The organism is Ponticoccus sp. (in: a-proteobacteria) (assembly GCF_048381735.1).
In genome coordinates this window covers 142797-162782 of sequence record NZ_JBLXGL010000006.1, presented here as the reverse complement: position 1 = coordinate 162782, position 19986 = coordinate 142797, and the positions used below count along the sequence as shown (strand labels likewise).

The window sequence follows — 19986 nt, the reverse complement described above, 5'->3', positions numbered from 1 at the left end:
CGCGCCCCCCTAAGCCCCCCCTGTCAAGGACCGCAACACGCCCCTGCCCGCCCACCGCCGCCGGATCCGCTGAAAGACGCCGCGATCCCGGCAAGCCGCCCGCGAATCCGCGCCCGTCATGTTGCGTTTCCCGCCCTGCCCCGCGCATCATGGGGTGACTCGCCAACCCAAGGGGACAACACGTGGAATCCTTCCTGCTTCAGGCCTCGATCTTCCTCGGAGCCGCGGTGATCGCGGTGCCGATCGCCGCGCGGCTGGGGCTGGGATCGGTGCTGGGATACCTCATGGCCGGCCTGATCATCGGGCCGGGGCTGGGCCTCGTCGCCCATACCGAGGACATCCAGCATTTCGCCGAGTTCGGCGTGGTCATGATGCTCTTCATCATCGGGCTGGAGCTGGAGCCGCGGGCACTGTGGGACATGCGCCACCGGCTGATCGGCATGGGCGGGCTGCAGGTGGTCATGACCATGCTGACCATCATGATTGCCGCGATGGTCTTCGGGCTGGTCTGGCAGACGGCGCTGGCGGTAGGCATGATCCTCGCCCTGTCCTCGACCGCCATCGTGCTGCAGACCCTGACCGAGAAGGGCCTGATGGAAACCAACGGCGGTCGCGCGACCTTTTCGGTGCTGCTGACGCAGGATATCGCGGTGATCCCGATGCTGATCGCCCTGCCGCTGCTGGCGACGGGGCCGACGGTCATGCTCTCGCCCGACGGCTCGATCCGGCGCCCCTCGGTGGAACACTCCGACGCGGGCCATGAATCGTTGTCTCTGGTGGCCGATCTGCCGGGCTGGGGCGCGGCGCTGGTGACGCTGGGCATGGTCGCGGCGATCATCCTCGCGGGGATCTACGGCGCGCGCCCGCTGTTCCGCTTCATCCATGCCGCGCGCCTGCCCGAGATGTTCACCGCCGTCGCCCTGCTGATCGTCGTGGGCATCGGCTCGCTGATGCTGATGGTGGGCCTCTCGCCCGCGCTCGGCACCTTCCTTGCCGGGGTGGTGCTGGCCAACTCGGAGTTCCGGCACGAGCTGGAATCCGACATCGCCCCCTTCAAGGGCCTGCTGCTGGGGCTTTTCTTCATCACCGTCGGCGCGGGCATCGACGTCGAACGCCTGCTGCAGGAGCCCTTCCTGATCCTCGGGCTGGCGCTGGGGCTGATCCTGCTGAAAGGCACCGTGCTTTACACGCTGGCGCGCGTCTTCGGGTTGCGCAAGCGCGGGCAATGGCTGTTCACCCTTGGCCTCGCGCAGGCCGGCGAGTTCGGCTTCGTGCTGATTTCCTTCGGGCTGCAGCAAAGCGTCCTGACCCAGAACCTCGGCAACCGACTGCTGCTGGTGGTGGCGCTGTCGATGCTGATCACGCCGCTCTTGTTCCTGCTCTTCGACGCCATCAACCGCCGGATCGCCGCCGCCTCCGGGACCGACCACAAGCCCGACGTGATCGACGACAGCGGGCCGGTGATCATCGCGGGGATCGGCCGCTTCGGGCAGGTGGTGAACCGGCTGGTGCAGGGCGCGGGCTATCGCACGGTGGTGCTGGACCACGACATGCAGACCATCCAGCTGATGCGCCGCTTCGGCTACAAGGGCTTCTTCGGCGACCCGACCCGCCCGGAGCTGCTGCACGCCGCCGGGATCGAGAAGGCGAGCGTCCTGCTTGCGGCGCTGGACGATCCCAAGGCGACGACGAAGCTGGTGGCCTACGCCCGGCGGGTGCGGCCCGACCTGCACATCATCGCCCGCGCCCGCGACCGGGTGCATGTCTACGCGCTCTACAAGGCCGGGGCCAATGACATCGTGCGCGAGATGTTCGACTCGTCGCTGCGGGCCGGGCGCTACGTGCTGGAGAACGTCGGCATGAGTGAATTCGAGGCCGCCATCGCCGAGGAGACCTTCTACCACCACGACCGCGCGACCGTGCGCGAACTGGCAGAGCTGTGGGATCCCTCGCTGCCCGCCTCCGAGAACCACGCCTATATCGCGCGGGCGAAGGAGCTGGAGAAGTCCCTGGAAACCGCGCTCTTCACCGCATTGGAGGAACGGGCCAAGCAGGACGCCGCGTGAACCGGCAAGGTGCCGTCGTACCCACCTTACACCGCACTTTGAGCCGCGCCATCGCAGGGCCGTGGTTCGGCGATCCACCGTTGCTGGATGGCAGTTTATCCCGGCAAAGCCCGTATGCCCTCCGTCAGGTCGCGCCTGCATTTGCCAAATCGCCGGGCCGTCGCACGGAAGGTGCGCCGACCAGATTTGGCCCGCCTTTGGCGGGACGGACGGCCCGTCATGTCGGAGACATGCCTCCGGCGTGATGGCGCGGCGGCCTGCGGCCTTGATTCCGCGCCGGCTGGTGGATCGGAACGGTCCCTCGGGCGACAGGCCCGACCGCCCGGCAAGATCCCCCCTTTGCCGAAGCACGGCCGACAGGTCGCAAGCCATGGGGCGCCGCCCGAAAGGCTCTTTCCCCCGCCCCCGAACGAAAACGCCCCCGCGGTCTCCCGCGAGGGCGTCTCAAGTCAATCCGCGACGGATCAGGCGGCGCGCAGGCCCAACACCTCGTCGACCTGGCGGGCGGCGGCGGCCTCGTCACCGGATACGGCGGCGATCTCGCGGGTCAGACGCTCGAGCGCGGCCTCGTAAAGCTGACGCTCGGAATAGGACTGCTCGCGCTGGTCGTCGGCGCGGTGCAGGTCGCGCACGACCTCGGCGATGGCGATCAGGTCGCCCGAGTTGATCTTCTGCTCGTACTCCTGCGCGCGGCGCGACCACATCGCCCGCTTCACCTTGGCCTTGCCCTTCAGCGTCTTCATCGCCTCGCTCACCACATCCGGAGAGCTGAGCGAGCGCATACCGATTTCCGTTGCCTTGTGCGTCGGAACGCGCAGGGTCATCTTGTCCTTCTCGAAGGAGATCACGAAAAGCTCCAGGCTCAGCCCGGCCACTTCCTGCTCTTCGATCGACACGATCTGGCCGACACCGTGGGCCGGGTACACAACAAAATCATTCGGACGGAATTCGGGTTTCTTCGCTTTGGTCATTTGGGTCCTCGCAGCTCGCGCACGATCAGGCGACAAAAAAGACGATCGGGGATCGCAGCGATTCCCGGTCATCTGTGTGGTTTGTCCCCTGAACTATGCCCCCACTGGCCTACGGGCCGGGGCGGGCGCGCGTGATGTCATCATGTAGAAGAGAAATATAACACAAAAAAGCGCCTCTTCCCAGCACCTCGCCGGAAGAGTAGATTACATCGCTTTTTCAACGGCCTGCGCGAATTATCACCCCCAGCGGGGGCAACCCTGACGCGAATCAGCCGCCCTCGCCCGGCGCCTCGGAGAAATACTTCTCCATCTTGCCTTCTTCCCCGTCGCGTTCCTCTGCGCCGGGCATCGGATCCTTCTTGGAGATGATGACGGGCCAGAGTTCCGAGTACTTGCGGTTGAACTCGACCCACTTCTCCATGTCCGGCTCGGTGTCCGGGCGGATCGCGTCGGCGGGGCACTCGGGTTCGCAGACGCCGCAGTCGATGCATTCGTCGGGGTGAATCACCAGCGTGTTCTCGCCCTCGTAGAAGCAATCGACGGGGCAGACTTCCACGCAATCGGTGTATTTGCAGGCGATGCAGTTTTCGGTGACGACGTATGTCATGGCGCAACCCTCGGTTCTCGGGGTGTTGCTAATCCAGCCCGGCGGATCATTCAACCTCCCCCCGGCGATCAAGATCGAGTTTCCTGCGGTCCCGCTTGGTGGGGCGAGAATTGCCTTCCAGACGGCGCACAGGCGGAACATCCATCGCGGTTTTCGGCTCTGGCGGGGACAGATCTTCGTAGAGCGCCTGCGCCTCGGGTGCCGGGCCGCGCCGCTCGCCCAGCGCAAGGACGCGGATCACGCGAATGTCACGGGCCTGCGGGAAGGTCAGCACGTCGCCGGGCACAACCGCATGGGCCGGTTTCGAGACCGGGTTGCCGTTGACCCGGCAGGAACCGCTGGCCGCCACCTTGGCCGCCAGCGATCTGGTCTTGAAAAAACGCGCCTGCCACAGCCACTTGTCCAGTCGCAGGCGCGTCGCGGGCTCGCTCAAGAGCGGTCCTTCAGCCCCATCAGCGCTGCCGCGAAGGGGTTGTCCGGGTCGATCTGCTTTTCCTTGCGGGGCGGGCGCGACTCGAAGTTCTTCGGTCCGCGATCCCGGTCGCCTTTCGGCCCCTTGCCGCCCTTGCCCTTCGGACCCTTGCCCTTGCCGCCACCGCCGGAGCGGTCGCCGCGCTCGCCGCGCGGACGGTCGCCGCCAGCGGCATCCCGGCGCGGCTTGCCGCCGCCTGCGCCCCGGCGCTGACCGCCACGGTTGTTGCCGCGGTTGCCACCCCAGGTGAAGGTATAGAAGACCTCGGTCTCGGCGCCCGCAAGCGCCTCGTCCGGCGCGGTGCCGGGCAGGATCTCTTCTTCCGGCGTCTCCGCCACCACCGCCTCGTTCGAGGCCGCGTCCGTCACCTCGGCAGGCTCGGCAGAGACCGGCGCCTCGCCCTCGTCTTCCAGGGCGGCCACGGGTTCGGCCACGTCGGCGGGTGTGGGCGTCTCTTCGGCACCGGGTTCCAGCGCGGGCGCGGTCTCGGCGGCGACGTCCATCACCGGCGTGTCCTCGGGCAGCTGCGTGGCCGCGCCCGCGACCTGTTCGCCGGTCTCGGGCTGAACCACCGCATCGGCGGGTTTCACCTTGGTGCGCTCACCCTGCTCGGCGCGATAGCCCAGGCCGCCCATCAGGTCGGCGAACTGTTCCAGCGTCATGCCGGTGATCGACAGCATGTCGGCCTTGGCCTCGAAGCCCGCGCGCGAATCCTCGGCCCGCAGCATGTCGGCCAGACGCTCCAGCATGTCGATGCGGATCGAGCGCTGCCCGGCCTTGCGGTATCCCGCCAGCGTGTAATGCTGGTCCGGCACGTCCTGCACGTTGGGCACGGTGACGAGGCCCGGAGGCGGCGCCTCGGGGAAGATGTCCAGCCCGTTGGCCAGCGACCACAGCACCAGCCGCAGCCGGGTCGGTGCGGGCTTCAGCAGGAGCGGCATGAAGATCGTGTACTGGCCAAACCGCACGCCGTGCTTGCGCAGCGCGCCGCGCGCGTCCTGGTCCAGCGCCTTGACGTCATCGGCGACCTCGGCCCGCGGGATCACGCCCATGGCCTCGACCAGACGGAAGGCAAAGCCCCGCGCCAGGCCGGTCAGCGCCTCGTCGTCGCGCATCTTGACCAGCGGCTCGAACAGCGCGGCGATCTTGCGATCCATGAAGTGCTGCAACCGGCGCTCGACCTTCTGCGCCACATCCGGCCCGGCCTCGTCGTCGACAAAGGCCACGACGCGCGGCTTCAGCGGGTCGTCGCCCTTGGCCAGCTTGCCGACCGCCTGATCGCCCCACATCAACCCGCCCTGTTCGGTATAGTCGATCTCGGTATCGGGCGCGTTGTAGAAGCGGTCCGCGCGCAGGTGGAAATGCGGCGTCAAAGCCTGCACCGAGGCCTGACGCAAGGTCTTGGCCTCCTGCCCGGTCGCGTCCTTGTCCTGACGGAACCGGAATCCCTCGAGCCGACCGACAAATTGCCCTTCGACGGTGACTTCACCCTGATCGTTTACCTCGGCCAAGAGGGCCTCCTTCTGTTTCAACCGGCGAAGCAGAACGCTGGTCCGCCGGTCTACAAATCTTTGCGTCAGAGCCGCGTGAAGCGCATCCGACAGGCTGTCTTCTACAGCGCGCGTGGCGTCGCGCCAATGGTCTTCATCCTGAACCCAACCGCGCCGTTGCGCCACATAGGTCCATGTGCGGATATACGCCAGCCGTTTCGACAATGTGTCAATATCGCCGTCGGTCCGGTCGATCCGCTTCACCTGCCGTGCAAGGAAATCGTCGGGGACATGCCCCACCTGATGCAGATGTCCGAAAATAACGCCAAGCAGCGACGCATGTTCCGCGTTCGAGATGCCGCGGAAGTCCGGGATGCGACAGACATCCCACAAGAGCTTGACCGAGGCCGGGTCAGTGGCCCGCGCCATGACCTCTGTTTCGCCGGACAGCGCCCGGAGCGCCCGCAGGTCGTCGGCCTCGCGCGCCTTGGACAGGCGGTCATCCGCCGGCGACGCGTCCAGCGACGTCTCGAGCGCGGCAATGGAGCCGAAGCGCAGGTCGGCATTGCGCCAGTTCAGCTTCTTCAGCGGCGTGAAGGAATGGCTGGTGATGGCCTCGACCCACTCGTCGGGAATCGGTCCGGCCTCGCCGGTGACGCCGAAGGTGCCGTGGCTCATGCCCCGCCCCGCCCGGCCCGCGATCTGCGCCAGCTCGTTGGGTTGCAGGGGCCGCATCCGCCGCCCGTCGAACTTGGTCAGCGAGGAAAAGGCGACGTGGTCGATATCGAGGTTCAGCCCCATGCCGATGGCATCGGTCGCCACGAGGTAATCCACCTCGCCGTTCTGGTACAACTCCACCTGCGCGTTGCGCGTCCGGGGGCTGAGCGCCCCCATGACCACCGCCGCGCCGCCCTTCTGGCGTTTCAGCAGTTCCGCGATGGCATAGACGTTGTCGATGGAAAAGCCGACGATGGCCGTGCGCGCGGGCAGGCGGCTGATCTTCTTCGACCCCGCGTAGACCAGCTGCGACATGCGTTCGCGCCGCACGAATTCCACCCCCGGCACCAGCCCGGCGATCGGCCCGCGCATGGTGTCGGAACCAAGGAACAGCGTCTCATGCGTGCCGCGCATGCGCAGCAGACGGTCGGTGAAGACATGGCCGCGCTCGGGATCGGCACAAAGCTGGATCTCGTCGATGGCGACGAAATCGGCGCCCATGCCCTCGGGCATCGCCTCGACGGTGCAGACCCAGTATTGGGTGCGCGGCGGCACGATGCGTTCCTCGCCGGTGACCAGCGCCACCACCGAAGGCCCGCGCGCCGCGACGATGCGGTCATAGACCTCGCGGGCGAGCAACCGCAGGGGCAGCCCGATGACGCCGGTCCGATAGCCCAGCATCCGCTCGATCGCGTAGTGGGTCTTGCCTGTATTGGTCGGGCCAAGAACGGCCGCGATCCGAGAATGCTGGGGCATTGCCCGCCTATCCTGCCCCGCTGCCGGGGTATTCCGGGACGCCGACGCTAGAGCGTCACGCCCATGACTTCGCCTTCCAGCCGCTTCATCGCGTTGAGGGTATCCTCGTCGTGCGGCCGTAGTTCCAGTACGCGCTGATAGGCGTCATAGGCAAGGGCATGCCGCCCCACCTGCTCGTTGATCGCGCCGACGCCCTTCAGCGCCGCGAAGTGATGCGGGTTCAGCACCAGCACATGTTCCAGCGCATCCATCGCCGGGCCGAACATCTCGGCCTGGTAGAAGGCCAGCGCCAGCCCGTGCCAGCCCTCGGCGAAACCCGGCGCGTGGTCGGTCAGCGCGGTGAAATGTTCCAGCGCGCCCTCGATATTGTCGACGTCCAGCGCGTCGCGGCCGCGTTTCAGCAGCAGGTCCATCGCCGGAGAGCCGCTCTTGGACCATTCGGCCATGATCTGCGATTCCAGACGGCGCGCGGCGCTGTCGTCCTCTGCCTCGGCCAGCCGGGACAACAGCCGCCCTGCGCGGTCCTCCGCCGACGGCGCCTGCGCTGACGCGGCGTAGGGTAGGGAAAACATGACTACGGCCAGAAATGCCGTGGCGGTAGATTTGAAATCCATGGGACCCGTCCTCATAACCTGTTCATAATGTAGCCGATGCAGGCGGCATTGCCAGAGCACGTTTTTGAGAGAGACCGAGGAAGACACATGAGCGACACCGTAAGCGCAGCCGTGACCGCGCTGAATGCAAAGATGGCCGGAGACGGCTTTGACGGCACCGCGAAATTCGTGATCGAGGATGAGGGCAGCCTGATCATCGACGAGAACGGCGCACATGCCGGCGACGAAGCCGCCGACGTGACCCTGACCGCCTCGCAGGACACCTTCGAGGCGATCCTGTCCGGCGACCTGGACCCCACCAGCGCCTTCATGTCGGGCAAGCTGGCGGTCGACGGCGACATGTCCGCGGCCATGCGGCTGGCACAGGTCCTGAGCTGATGGCCCTCTCCCCCGCTCCCTTCGACAGCGTCCTCGCCGAGGGTCCGCTGGACAGCCGTGCCTTCTGGGTAACGGCCTCCGACGGGCTGCGCCTGCGCGTGGCCCACTTCCCCGGAGAGGGAGAGCGGGGGACGGTGCTGCTGTTCCCGGGCCGCACCGAATATGTCGAGAAATACGGCCGCACCGCGCGGGTGCTGGCCGAGGCCGGCTATCACACGCTGGCCATCGACTGGCGTGGACAGGGGCTTGCCGACCGGATGCTGGCCGAGCGCCGCACCGGCCATGTGGGCCTCTTCTGCGACTACCAGCGCGACGTGGCCGCCATGGTGGCGCTGGCCGACGAGATGGCGCTGCCGGGGCCGCGCCACATGGTGGGGCATTCCATGGGCGGCTGCATCGGGCTGCGCGCGGCGATGGACGGGCTGGAGGTGGCCTCTTGCGCCTTCACCGGGCCGATGTGGGGCATCCGCATCGCCCAGCCGGTCCGCCCCGCCGCATGGGCGGTCAGCCGCCTGTCGAAATCGGTCGGGCTGGGGCATATGTTCGCGCCGGGCACCGGGGTAAACAGCTATGTCGCCTCGGCGGACTTCGACGGCAACCTGCTGACCACCGACCCGGCGATGTGGGACTACATGCGCCGGCAGGTCATGGCGATCCCGGAGCTGCAACTGGGCGGGCCCTCGCTGCACTGGCTGCACGAGGCGCTGACCGAGATGCGGGATCTGAACCGCCGCGCCTCGCCCGACCTGCCCTGCGTGACCTTCTGCGGCACGCACGAACGCATCGTCGATGTCGACCGCATCCGCAACCGGATGGCGCGCTGGCCCGGCGGGCGGCTGGAGATGGTCGAGGGCGGCGAACACGAGCTGATGATGGAGGCCCCGGCGCTGCGCGACCGGGTGATGGCGGAAATGATCGCGCTGTTCGACTCGGCCTCGGAAACGGTCGCGTTACGCGCCTGACCGCCTGAGAGGCGGCGTTGGAGGGGGCGCCGCCCCCGGCCTGCGGCCTCCCCCGAGGGTATTTGGACCAAGAAGAAACCCGGGGCGGTTCTGCCCCTGCGCGCAGGGATGGCGCGTGTCGGGCGGCGCTTTCGGGCTGCCTGTTTCCTGTCGGCGCCCTGCCGGGATTGAAGCGGTCGGGGCGGCGCCTAGTTCCCTGCCATGGCCGACCCCGTTCTGACCTTTACCGAGCGCGGCATCTACTGCCCCGCGGGCGATTTCCACATCGACCCCTGGCGCCCCGTGGACCGGGCGCTGATCACCCATGGCCATGCCGATCACGCGCGGCCCGGCCACGGGCGCTATCTGGCCACCGAGGCGGCCCTGCCGGTCATGCGCCACCGGCTTGGCGCGATCGCGGCCGAGGGGATCCGCTATGGCGATGTACGGCGGATCGGCGGGGCGGAAGTGTCCTTTCATCCGGCGGGCCATCTGCCCGGCTCTGCCCAGATCCGGGTCTCGGTGGGCGGCGTGGTCTGGGTGGTCTCGGGCGATTACAAGACTGCGCAGGACGGCTTCTGCGAGGCCTTCGAGCCGGTGCCCTGCCAGCATTTCGTGACCGAGTGCACCTTTGGCCTGCCGGTCTTCAACTGGCCCGATCAGGCCCGGGTGGCGCGCGAGATCAATGGCTGGTGGGCCGCCAATGCCGCCGAAGGGCGGTTTTCCCTGCTGGGGGCCTATTCTCTGGGCAAGGCGCAGCGGGTCCTGAGCCTGCTGGAGCCCGTCGCCCCGATCCTGACCCATGGCGCCGTCGAGGCCACCAACGCGGTCCTGCGCGACCAGGGCTACGTGCTGCCGCAGACCCTGCGGGTGACGCCCGACCTCGATCCCAAGGCCCATGCGGGCGCGCTGGTGCTGGCGCCGCCCTCGGCGCTTGGCAGCCCGTGGGCGCGGCGGTTCCGGCCATCGGCGACGGGTTTTGCCTCTGGCTGGATGATGCTGCGGGGCATACGGCGGCGGCGGGCCATGGACCGGGGCTTTGTGTTGTCGGATCATGCCGACTGGACCGGGCTACACGAGGCCATCGCCGCAACGGGCGCGGAAAATATATATACAACACATGGTTACACGGACATCTTCGCGCGGCACCTGAGTGAAGAGGGCTATGCCGCGCGGGTGGTTCCGACAGAATTCGGCGGTGAAGAGGACGACAGCGCGGAGGATGCCGCGTGAAACGCTTTGCCGCGCTGTTCAACGCCCTCGACCAGACGACGAAAACGTCCGCGAAGACAAGGGCTTTGGCCGAGTATTTCGAGCAGGCGCCGGAGGCGGACAGGCTGTGGTGCGTGGCGCTGTTTTCCGGGCGCCGCCCGCGCCGGGCCATCACCACCACGCAGCTGCGCGCCCTGGCGGCAGAGCGCGCGGGCCTGCCGCTGTGGCTGATCGAGGACTGCCACCCCATCGTCGGCGACCTGGCCGAGACCATCGCGCTTGTCCTGCCCCCGCCGTCGCGCGCATCGGACCACAGTTTGTCCCATTGGATCAACACCCTGCGCGGCCTGCATGACCTGCCGCAGGAGGCGCGGCGCGCACCGATCCTCGACGCCTGGGACCAGCTGGACGACAGCGGGCGGTTCCTGTTCAACAAGCTGATCACCGGCGGCTTTCGCATCGGCGTCAGCCGCAAGCTGATGACCCGCGCGCTGGCCTTGGCGACCGGGCAGGACGAGCCGGTGCTGGCGCACAAGCTGATGGGCGGCTGGACGCCCGAGACCACCTCCTGGCACGCGCTGATCGAGGCCGAGGACCCGGCGGCCGACGAGAGCCGGCCCTATCCCTTCTGCCTTGCCTACCAGCTGGACACCGAGCCCGGGCTGCTGGGGTCCCCGCAAGATTGGCAGGCCGAGTGGAAATGGGACGGCATTCGCGGCCAGTTGCTGCTGCGCGAGGCCGGGCACCACCTGTGGTCGCGCGGCGAGGAATTGATCACCGACCGCTTCCCCGAGTTCGCCCGCGCCGCGGATTTCCTGCCTGCCGGAACCGTTCTGGATGGTGAAATCGTGGCCTGGGACGGTGCCGCCCCGATGCCCTTCAACGCGCTGCAACCGCGCATCGGGCGCAAGACCGTGCCGAAAAAGCTGCTGAAAGAGGCGCCCGTGGTCCTGCTGGCCTATGACCTGCTGGAACACCGGGGCCGCGACCTGCGCGACCGGCCCATGGCAGAGCGGCGCGCGCATCTGCAGGCGCTGCTGGCGCCGCTGCCCGAGGACGCGCCCATTCGCCTGTCCCCGGCCCTTGTCTTCGACGACTGGCAGGCCCTGGCGGCGACCCGCGCGACCGCCCGCGCCCAGCGCGCCGAGGGCCTGATGCTGAAGCGCAGGGACTCGCCCTACCTGTCGGGCCGCAAGAAGGGCGACTGGTGGAAGTGGAAGCTGGACCCGCTGACCGTGGACGCGGTGCTGATCTATGCGCAGCAGGGATCGGGGCGGCGCGCTACCCTGTTCACCGACTTCACCTTCGCGGTGCGCGACGGCAACGGGCTGGTGCCCTTCACCAAGGCCTATTCCGGCCTGACCGACGAGGAATTCGCCCGGATCACCGCATGGGTGCGGCGCAACACGCTGCAACGCTTCGGCCCGGTGCGGCAGGTCAAGCCAGAGCATGTCTTCGAGATCGCCTTCGAGGGCATCCACGAAAGCCCGCGCCACAAGTCCGGCATCGCGCTGCGCTTTCCCCGCATGGCGCGCTGGCGTCACGACAAGGCGGTGGACGAGGCCAATACGCTGGACGACCTGCGCCAGATCCTGAGGCAATACGCCTGAGCGTCTTCCTGCCACAGCCCCGCGCCATCTGCGCGCTGTCCGGTTTTTCGGGCTAGGCAATGCTGCGGCTGCATGAAACCCTGTCGTCCGCACTTACGAAAGACCGGACCACCATGACCCGCCGCCTGCCCTCAATTCTGCTTGCCCTCCTGGCCCCCGTCCCCGCCCTTGCGCAGGGGCTTTCCTTCGACGGCACGGTGGGCCTTGGGGCCACCGGCACCGAGGGCACGCGGGGCGTGGGCATGGTCGATGTCACCCTGACGGTGCCGCTGTCGCGCCGGATCCCGCTGAGCTTCGAGGCGGGCACCTACATGGTGGTGCTGGAGGGCAAGCGCCCGCATGAAACCTATGCCGCCTTCGCCTGGGACGACCGTTTCCGGATCGGCGTGGTGCGGCCGGCCTATGACAGCGTCCTGCCCTCGGTCTTCGAGCGCGCGGCGCCCTTCCTTGCCTACGAGCGGATCGAATACGCGCGATCCCATGCCACGGTCGAGGCGATGCGGGCGACCGCCGTGCCCTTCGGCATCTCGGCGCAGGGCACAGAGGGCGCGCTGCGCTTGATGGTCTCGGCCCACAAGGACGACAAGGGCGGCTTCGACGCGGCCTCTGTCGCGGCCTCCTATCAGGGCACGGGCTGGCAGATCGCCGCGGCGGTCGAGGGCGTCTGGGAACACGGCGGCCCCGACCGGGTGGATGCCAAGCTGGGCGCGCGGGTCGCCCTTGGACCGCAGGTCGAGGCCGGTCTGACGCTGCTGTCGCCCGACGGCAACGACCGCGACGATGCGCTGGCCTTCGACATGACCTGGACCGCGACGGAGGCCCTGAGCCTCATGGCCTTCGGAGAGACCGTGCGCGGCGGCGGGGACGACGCCTGGGGGCTGGCGGGAGAGTACCGCTTTCGGCCCCGGACCAGCGTGATCGTCGCGGGCACGGATAGCGATGCGGCGGGCGCCGCGTGGCACCTGACGCTGGCCCACCGCTTCTGACAGGGCACGACGGCCAGGCCGCCCGCTCTGCCACGGCGCGCCTGCGGGGACCGTTCCGGGGCGCTGGCGGGACCGTCGGCCTTCTGCCGCAGACCTGACGCCTTGCCTGGCCCAGCCCCCGCCTGTTCGGTCTCACGGGGCAGAGCCGGAAGGCGCGAGGCCCCGGGCCATCCATCCCGGGGCAAGCGGCGCATCCGACAGGGCGGCCTTGCGCGCCGGGGCCACGCCCACCCGGCGCCGCACGCCCCCCTCTTTCTGCGGGAACCGGGCCAAAAGTATCGGCCCCGCGCTTGCCCTGCCCGCCCTGCGGCCCCTATGTCAGGGGAAACGACAGAAAGAGGCCGACATGCGCTATACTCCGACCCTCACCCGCGACGCCAATGCCTCTGCTGGGGGCAAGAACCTCGGCGACCTGCCGGAATGGGACCTGAGCGACCTCTACACCGCGCCCGACGCGCCGGAACTGAAGCGCGATCTCGACTGGCTCGAAGACGCCTGCCGCAGCTTCGCCGCCGACTACGAGGGCAAGCTGGACAGCCTGAGCGCGGGCGAATTCCTGACGCTGGTGCAGCGCAACGAGAAGATCGGTGCCATCGCGGGCCGCATCATGTCCTTCGCGGGCCTGCGCTATTACCAGATGACCATGGATGCCGAGCGCGCCAAGTTCCTCTCCGACTGCCAGGAAAAGATCACCAATTACACCACGCCGCTGGTCTTCTTCTCGCTGGAGATCAACCGCCTGCCCGAAGACCACTACGCCGACCTCTTCGCCGCCAATGACGAGCTGGCCCGCTACAAGCCCGCCTTCGACCGCCAGCGCGCGATGAAGCCCTACCAGCTGTCCGACGAGTTGGAGAAGTTCCTGCACGACCTCGGCGTCGTCGGTGACGCATGGGAGCGGCTGTTCGACGAGACCATCGCCGGGCTGACCTTCGAGGTCGACGGCGAAGAGCTGAACATAGAGTCGACGCTGAACTTCCTGACCGAGCAGGACCGTAGCAAGCGCGAGGCCGCCGCCCGCGAACTGGCCCGCGTCTTTGCCGCCAACATCCGCACCTTCGCCCGCGTCCACAACACGCAGGCGAAAGAGAAGGAAGTGCTGGACCGCTGGCGCGGCATGCCCTCGCCGCAGATGGGCCGCCACCTGTCCAACGACGTGGAACCCGAGGTCGTCGAGGCCCTGCGCAACGCGGTGGTCAAGGCCTACCCGCGCCTCTCGCACCGCTATTACGAGCTGAAGCGCAAGTGGCTGGGTCTCGACCGCATGCAGGTCTGGGACCGCAACGCGCCGCTGCCGATGGAAACCACCCGCACCGTGTCCTGGGACGAGGCCCGCGAGACGGTCATGAACGCCTATTCCGCCTTCGACCCGCGCATGGGCGAGCTGGCCCAGCCCTTCTTCGACAAGGGCTGGATCGACGCGCCGGTGAAGCCCGGCAAGGCCCCCGGCGCCTTCGCCCACCCCACGGTCACCGACGTGCACCCCTACGTGATGCTGAACTACCTCGGCAAACCGCGCGACGTGATGACGCTGGCGCATGAGCTGGGTCACGGCGTCCACCAGGTGCTGGCCGCCGGTCAGGGCGAGATGCTGTCCTCCACCCCGCTGACGCTGGCCGAGACGGCGAGCGTTTTCGGCGAGATGCTGACCTTCCAGCGCATGCTGGAGAACGCCAAGGACGACAAGGAGCGCAAGGTGCTTCTGGCGGGCAAGGTCGAGGACATGATCAACACGGTCGTGCGCCAGATCGCCTTCTACGACTTCGAGTGCAAGCTGCACGACGCCCGGCGCGGCGGCGAGCTGACGCCCGACGACATCAACGCGCTGTGGATGTCGGTGCAGGCGGAAAGCCTGGGCGAGGCCTTCGACTTCATGGAAGGCTACGAGACCTTCTGGGCCTATATCCCGCACTTCGTGCACTCGCCCTTCTACGTCTACGCCTATGCCTTCGGCGACGGTTTGGTGAACGCCCTCTACGCCGCCTATCAGGAAAGCCCCGAAGGCTTTCAGGACAAGTACTTCGACATGCTGAAGGCGGGCGGGTCGAAGCACCACAAGGCGCTTCTGGAACCCTTCGGGCTGGACGCCACCGACCCGACCTTCTGGGACAAGGGCCTGTCGATGATCGAAGGCTTCATCGACCAGCTGGAAGCCATGGAGGAGTGACCCTGGCCGGGCCGCAAGGCCCGGCATCGCCCCTGGTCGGCGCGTTGGCGCGGCAAGGAGGCACCCGCTCGGCTGGGGCAAGCGGGTCTTCCTGCACCCCGGCTCGGACCGTCGGGGCGGCCTGCGCCCCGGCCAGCGCGTTCGCGCCGTCCTGCGTCCCTGCCCCGGCTCAGGCGATCAGGGCATCCTGCGCCCCGGCCTCGCTCCGCCCCTACTCCATCGCCAGCCGCGTCTCGACCACGCCCAGAATCTCGACACAGGTGGCGGGGTCGACCGCCGAGGACAGGCTTGGCTTGCGGCAAAGCTCACCCGTAAAAGCCAGTTCGACCTCGCCCATGCTGCCGTGGATATCGAAGCGGACAATCTCGACCTGCGCCGGACGGGACGCCCCCGCGCTGGTCCAGTACGGCCCGCCCAGCCCCTCGGGTGTATACAGGATATCGACCGAAAGCGGCTCTGCGCCGGGACTGTACCAGCCGGCAAAGCGGACCGTGACCGCCATGCCGTCGGCGCCCGCGAACCGCGGCGCGTCATAGCCCTGGATCTGCAACTCGGCGAGCCATTGGCTCTGCCGAAACCCTGCCGTGACGATCCGCCCGCCCGGCCTGTCGAGGGCATGGATGCGCCATTCATGCGGGACGCCGTCCAGCCGTGCTGTCATCACACCCAGTTCCTCGGCCCAGCACGGAGAGGCGAAACCCCACAACACCAACGCGACACAGTCGAACCGCCGCGCCATTCCGCACCTCCCCGTCAGGGCCGAAAGGGGCTCCGGGCATCTGCGCCGCCTCGCTCGAACCGCAGGTCACGCCGCGCCGGTCCTCCGGCTTTACAGGCATCACGCCTCATCGGGTCCGCTCCGTCAATATCCCAAACCGGGGCAAGGGGCCCCCGGCGCTGCTTACTCCTGACGCAGCCGCGTCAGGACACCGGTGCGCACCGCCTCGGGGTGGATGATGCCCAGTTGCGCCGGGATCTTCGGCAGCCCCAGCACCCGGGCAATGGCAAAGCGGTTGCGCCCGCCGCCAGAGCGCAGCACCTCGCCGTCCCGGGCGATGTGGACATAGATGCCGTCGTATTCGCGCCGCAGGTGTCCGGGCAATTCGCTGCGCGGGCGCAGCCTGCCGGTCCTCTGCGCCTCTTCATAGACCCGGTCGAGATCCTCGTAGCGGGCCATGATCTCTTCCAGCGTGCGGGCGCCCTCGGAAATCCCCTTCTCGGCGATCTTTTCCAGATGATAGTCCACGATCCCGGTTTCCGCCCAGCTCATCCCCCGGACAAAGTGATCGTGGATGACCCGCGCCGCCCGCGTTTCGGGCAGCGGCGCGCGCGACAGGTCCCAGTCGCCGCCGCGCACCATGCCGCTGTGCCTGCGCCGGAACATGGACTTGCCCACGGTGCCGTCCGTCACATGGATATAGCGCACATCGCAGGGCGCCACGTAGATCCGTTCGTCGCTGCGCGGCGCGCCCGGACCAAAGCGCGCCCGGTTCCAGACGTCGCGCAAGACCTTCTGCGGCACACCGGCGGCAAGCCTGCGCCCTAGCGTCGTTCTGGGTTGATCCGGGTGGGGCATGGCACGTCTTCGATCAGGGAGGCGGGGCGGCACTCCGGCCCCGGGCGTCTTTGGCCAAGGATCAAATCCGCAGCGGCCTGTCAACGCCACGGGGGCCTGCCCTTTGGCACAGAGGCCAGCGCCCTCAGGGGTGCACGGGCGAAAGCGAGACCACTGCGCGCACCCGCGCAAGGCCTTACTTCAGCTGGCTGTCCTTCGATCCGCGCCGATTGAAGCCCGCCTTCGCGCGGAACACCCCGTCACGCTCGGAGGCGCAGTCGACGCATAGCTTCACCCCCGGCAACGCCACACGCCGCTTCTCGGGGATTTCCTCGCCGCATTCGGCGCATTCGCGAAAGCTTTCGCCCGAAGGCCCCCTGCGCGCCTTCATGCGCTCCAGCTCCTCGGCAATCGAGGCCTCGATCTGTTCGCTGACCGCGCCGTCGCGGCTCCATCCGCCTGCCATGGCCAAACCCTCCTTTTCCGTCACCATACGACACTTTGAAACCAAAACGCAGAATGCCACGTATCTGTCTCAAAGAAAGGTCCGATCCATGCTGCGCATCCTGCTTCTTGCCCTTCCGCTGGCCACCGCGATCCAGGCGGCGGAACCCTTTACCTTCACCAGCATCGACGGCGGCACGCTGGACCTAGCGGAATGGCAGGGCCAGCCGGTGCTGGTGGTCAACACCGCCTCGCGCTGCGGTTTCACTCCGCAATACGATGGGTTGCAGACGCTTTATGACAGGTATCGCGACCGGGGCCTTGTGGTCCTTGCGGTGCCCTCGGACGATTTCCGGCAGGAACTCGACAGTGCCGAGGCGGTGAAGGACTACTGCGAGACGACCTTCGGCCTGACCCTGCCGATGACCGATATCACCCATGTCCGGGGCAGCGAGGCGCATCCCTTCTACGCCTGGGTCCGGCAGACCGAAGGCTTCGAACCCGCGTGGAACTTCAACAAGATCCTCATCGGCCCCGACGGCGCGGTGCTTGCGACATGGGGCGCGACGACGCGGCCCCTGGCATCCGCCGTCACCGGCGCGGTGGAGGCCGCGCTGGACTAGGGGCGTGGCTCGCGGATGGGCCGGTGGCCCTCTCCGGCAGGAGAGGGGCACGGGGCGCGCACCCGCCAGCCTCGGCCTCAGGCCTTCAGCAGCGCATAAAGCTGGTCCTTCAGCCCGGCCCGCTCTTTCCGCAGGGCCTCTTCGGCGAGATCGTCCATCGGCTCGACCCGGGTTTCGGCGCGGTGGATGCGGCGGTTGACCGCGTGATACGTTTCGGACAGCCGCGCGAAATGCGCATCGGTCTGCTTCAGGGCGCTCATCCGGGCGGCGTGCTCGGGGAATTCCTCGGCCAGTTCATGCGGCACATGCGACATTGCGGGTCTCCTTTGGTTCCTCTGTCGAAGGCACCCTGACAGAGCCCGGGACCCCGCACCTTGACCCGCATCAAACCGGCAGCCTTGCGGGCGCACGCGGCCCGTCCGGGTGGCGAACAAAGGGCACACCCGGTCCGTGCGACGCCCGTCCGGTCACCCCCGGGCGCGGCACTTTCTGCCTCGGGCCTCGACCGGCAAGCACCGAAGACCCGGCAGAGGAACACCGCCCGGCCCTGCCCGCCGCGATCTCTTCAACCCGGCATGACAGGGCAATGACAGCTAGCCCGCAGCCCTTACCGCTGTGCCGTCTGCCACGCGGGATGCAGCCAGGGCTCGGCGTTGTCGGGCGGCAGGCGGCGGCCCAGAACATGGTCGGCGATCTTCTCGCCGACCATGATCGAGGGCGCGTTGAGGTTGCCGTTGGTGATGCGCGGGAACAGCGAACTGTCGGCCACGCGCAGCCCCTCGACGCCGATCACCCGACCCTCGGGATCGACGACCGCGCGCGGATCGTCCACAGCCCCCATCCGGCAGGTGCCGCAGGGGTGATAGGCGCTTTCGGCGTGTTCGCGGATCACCGCATCCAGCGCCTCGTCCGACTGCGCCTCGGCGCCCGGCTGCAACTCCTTGCCGCGATAGGGAGCGAAGGCGGGCTGGGCGAAGATCTCGCGCGTCAGGCGGATCGCGGTGCGGAAATCCTGCCAGTCCTGCGCCTCGGACATGTAGTTGAAGAGGATGCGCGGATCGGCGCCCGCATCAGCGGACCGAAGCGTGACCGACCCGCGCGAGGGCGAGCGCATCGGCCCCACATGCGCCTGAAAGCCGTGGCCCTCGGGCGCGACCCGGCCATCGTAGCGGACCGCGATCGGCAGGAAGTGGTATTGCAGGTCCGGGTAGTCGATCCCGGCGCGCGACCGGATGAAGCCCGCGCTTTCGAACTGGTTCGAGGCCCCCGGCCCCTTCCGCGCCAGAAGCCACTGCGCCCCGACCCAGGCCTTGCCCGCAAGGTTCCAGTATTTCGCGAGGCTGACGGGCTGAGTCGCGGCCATCTGGACGTAAAGTTCAAGGTGGTCCTGCAGGTTCTGCCCCACACCGGGCCGGTCCGCCACGACCGGGATGCCATGCTCGGCCAGATGCCGCGCCGGGCCGATGCCCGAGAGCATCAGAAGCTTCGGCGAATTGATCGCGCTGGCCGAGACGATGACTTCGCGCGCGGCGCGGAGGACCTCTGTCCGGCCACCACGCTGGACCTCGACGCCCACGGCCCGGCCCTCTTCGATGACCACGCGGCGAGCGAAGGCGCGCGTGACCTCTGCCCCCATGGCCTGCGCCGGACGCAGGTAGGCCTTGGCCGCCGACCAGCGTTCGCCTTTCCAGACGGTCATGTCGAAGGGGCCGAAGCCCTCTTGCCGGTGCCCGTTGTAGTCGCCGGTGATCGGGTAGCCGGCCTGCCTGCCCGCCTCGACGAAGGCCCGCGTCAGGGGATTGTCCCGCGCCCCGCGCGTCACGTGCAAGGGCCCGCCCTGCCCGCGCCACGCCGGATCGCCGCCATGACCGCCGTCGTGCCAGTCCTCCATGCGCTTGAAATAGGGCAGCACATCGGCAAAGCCCCAGCCCGCGCAGCCCTCGTCGCGCCAGTGGTCGTAGTCGCGGGCATGGCCGCGCACGTAGATCATGCCATTGATCGAGGACGACCCGCCCAGCACCTTGCCGCGCGGACAGGCAAGGCGGCGGTTGCCCAGATGCGGTTCCGGTTCGGTCTGGAAGCCCCAGTCGTAGCGCCGCATGTTCATCGGGTAGCTGAGCGCGCCGGGCATATTGATGAAGGGCCCCCGGTCGGAGCCGCCGTGTTCGATCACCAGCACCGAGCGCCCGGCCTCGGCCAGCCGGTAGGCCATGGCACAGCCCGCGCTGCCCGCGCCGATGACGATATAGTCGGGCCGGGTCATGGGCGCCCCGCACGGGTCGGATGCTGCGTCCGTGGCTGGCGGCAGATGCCTCCGGCGGGGATATTTCCGGACAGAAGAAACGCGGGGGTGCGCCTCATTTCGGGCCTGGGACGC

At 68.2% G+C, this 19986-nt stretch carries 18 protein-coding genes; 8 read left to right on the top strand and 10 right to left on the bottom strand.

Translation table 11 applies throughout. The annotated features are described in order from the left end of the window. Nucleotides 1-182: 182 nt before the first annotated feature. Entirely contained in the window at nucleotides 183-2066 is a 1884-nt protein-coding gene (locus tag ACN5KJ_RS12765) for a monovalent cation:proton antiporter-2 (CPA2) family protein (RefSeq protein WP_418594392.1), read from the top strand. A 464-nt stretch (nucleotides 2067-2530) separates the two neighbouring features. Here ACN5KJ_RS12765 and ACN5KJ_RS12760 read toward each other — a convergent pair whose 3' ends face one another. The 5 genes from ACN5KJ_RS12760 to ACN5KJ_RS12740 all read right to left on the bottom strand — a co-directional run bounded on the left by ACN5KJ_RS12760 (nucleotide 2531) and on the right by ACN5KJ_RS12740 (nucleotide 7693). Beyond that, nucleotides 2531-3037, bottom strand: a complete 507-nt coding sequence (locus ACN5KJ_RS12760) for a CarD family transcriptional regulator (protein WP_418594390.1) — start codon at nucleotides 3035-3037, stop codon at nucleotides 2531-2533. Between the two features lie 268 nt (nucleotides 3038-3305). Further along, entirely contained in the window at nucleotides 3306-3644 is a 339-nt protein-coding gene (gene fdxA / locus ACN5KJ_RS12755; RefSeq protein ID WP_347165336.1) for a ferredoxin FdxA, read from the bottom strand. A 46-nt stretch (nucleotides 3645-3690) separates the two neighbouring features. After that, entirely contained in the window at nucleotides 3691-4077 is a 387-nt protein-coding gene (locus ACN5KJ_RS12750) for an RNA-binding S4 domain-containing protein (RefSeq protein WP_206564437.1), read from the bottom strand. Then, a complete protein-coding gene (locus tag ACN5KJ_RS12745) occupies nucleotides 4074-7079 on the bottom strand; it encodes a helicase-related protein (protein WP_418594388.1) in 3006 nt (1001 codons plus the stop codon). Before ACN5KJ_RS12745 ends, ACN5KJ_RS12750 begins: the two co-directional genes overlap by 4 nt. 47 nt (nucleotides 7080-7126) lie before the next feature. Beyond that, nucleotides 7127-7693 carry a hypothetical protein gene (locus ACN5KJ_RS12740; protein ID WP_418594386.1) on the bottom strand — a complete coding sequence of 189 codons (567 nt, stop codon included), beginning with the start codon at nucleotides 7691-7693 and terminating at the stop codon, nucleotides 7127-7129. Nucleotides 7694-7780: 87 nt separating this feature from the next. On the opposite strand from ACN5KJ_RS12740, the gene ACN5KJ_RS12735 reads away from it, so the two are divergent. The 6 genes from ACN5KJ_RS12735 (at nucleotide 7781) to ACN5KJ_RS12710 (ending at nucleotide 14987) form a co-directional block, all read left to right on the top strand. Then, nucleotides 7781-8071 carry an SCP2 sterol-binding domain-containing protein gene (locus tag ACN5KJ_RS12735; RefSeq protein ID WP_206564434.1) on the top strand — a complete coding sequence of 97 codons (291 nt, stop codon included), beginning with the start codon at nucleotides 7781-7783 and terminating at the stop codon, nucleotides 8069-8071. Further along, nucleotides 8071-9033, top strand: a complete 963-nt coding sequence (locus ACN5KJ_RS12730; RefSeq protein ID WP_418594384.1) for an alpha/beta hydrolase — start codon at nucleotides 8071-8073, stop codon at nucleotides 9031-9033. The genes ACN5KJ_RS12735 and ACN5KJ_RS12730 overlap by 1 nt, the downstream gene beginning before the upstream one ends. A gap of 201 nt (nucleotides 9034-9234) precedes the next feature. Next, nucleotides 9235-10245, top strand: coding sequence for a ligase-associated DNA damage response exonuclease (locus ACN5KJ_RS12725; protein WP_418594383.1), 1011 nt, complete (start codon nucleotides 9235-9237; stop codon nucleotides 10243-10245). After that, nucleotides 10242-11834, top strand: a complete 1593-nt coding sequence (locus tag ACN5KJ_RS12720; RefSeq protein WP_418594381.1) for an ATP-dependent DNA ligase — start codon at nucleotides 10242-10244, stop codon at nucleotides 11832-11834. The genes ACN5KJ_RS12725 and ACN5KJ_RS12720 overlap by 4 nt, the downstream gene beginning before the upstream one ends. Nucleotides 11835-11947: 113 nt before the next feature. After that, nucleotides 11948-12820: a hypothetical protein gene (locus ACN5KJ_RS12715; RefSeq protein WP_418594380.1), complete on the top strand. Its 873-nt coding sequence runs from the start codon at nucleotides 11948-11950 to the stop codon at nucleotides 12818-12820. Between the two features lie 346 nt (nucleotides 12821-13166). Further along, nucleotides 13167-14987, top strand: coding sequence for a M3 family oligoendopeptidase (locus tag ACN5KJ_RS12710; RefSeq protein WP_418594378.1), 1821 nt, complete (start codon nucleotides 13167-13169; stop codon nucleotides 14985-14987). 211 nt (nucleotides 14988-15198) lie between these two features. On the opposite strand, the gene ACN5KJ_RS12705 is transcribed toward ACN5KJ_RS12710, so the two are convergent. The 3 genes from ACN5KJ_RS12705 to ACN5KJ_RS12695 all read right to left on the bottom strand — a co-directional run bounded on the left by ACN5KJ_RS12705 (nucleotide 15199) and on the right by ACN5KJ_RS12695 (nucleotide 17008). Continuing rightward, a complete protein-coding gene (locus ACN5KJ_RS12705) occupies nucleotides 15199-15726 on the bottom strand; it encodes a hypothetical protein (RefSeq protein WP_418594376.1) in 528 nt (175 codons plus the stop codon). 162 nt (nucleotides 15727-15888) lie between these two features. Next, nucleotides 15889-16563 carry a hypothetical protein gene (locus tag ACN5KJ_RS12700; RefSeq protein WP_418594374.1) on the bottom strand — a complete coding sequence of 225 codons (675 nt, stop codon included), beginning with the start codon at nucleotides 16561-16563 and terminating at the stop codon, nucleotides 15889-15891. A gap of 175 nt (nucleotides 16564-16738) precedes the next feature. After that, nucleotides 16739-17008, bottom strand: a complete 270-nt coding sequence (locus ACN5KJ_RS12695) for a DksA/TraR family C4-type zinc finger protein (protein ID WP_347165352.1) — start codon at nucleotides 17006-17008, stop codon at nucleotides 16739-16741. Between the two features lie 88 nt (nucleotides 17009-17096). On the opposite strand from ACN5KJ_RS12695, the gene ACN5KJ_RS12690 reads away from it, so the two are divergent. Then, complete coding sequence (locus ACN5KJ_RS12690) at nucleotides 17097-17609, top strand: glutathione peroxidase (RefSeq protein WP_418594372.1); 513 nt, start codon at nucleotides 17097-17099, stop codon at nucleotides 17607-17609. 77 nt (nucleotides 17610-17686) lie between these two features. On the opposite strand, the gene ACN5KJ_RS12685 is transcribed toward ACN5KJ_RS12690, so the two are convergent. Both ACN5KJ_RS12685 and betA read right to left on the bottom strand, forming a co-directional pair. Further along, on the bottom strand, nucleotides 17687-17923 hold the full coding sequence (locus ACN5KJ_RS12685; RefSeq protein ID WP_347165354.1) for a YdcH family protein: 237 nt from the start codon (nucleotides 17921-17923) through the stop codon (nucleotides 17687-17689). A 293-nt stretch (nucleotides 17924-18216) separates the two neighbouring features. Continuing rightward, on the bottom strand, nucleotides 18217-19872 hold the full coding sequence (betA, locus tag ACN5KJ_RS12680; RefSeq protein ID WP_418594371.1) for a choline dehydrogenase: 1656 nt from the start codon (nucleotides 19870-19872) through the stop codon (nucleotides 18217-18219). Between the last annotated feature and the right edge of the window lie 114 nt (nucleotides 19873-19986).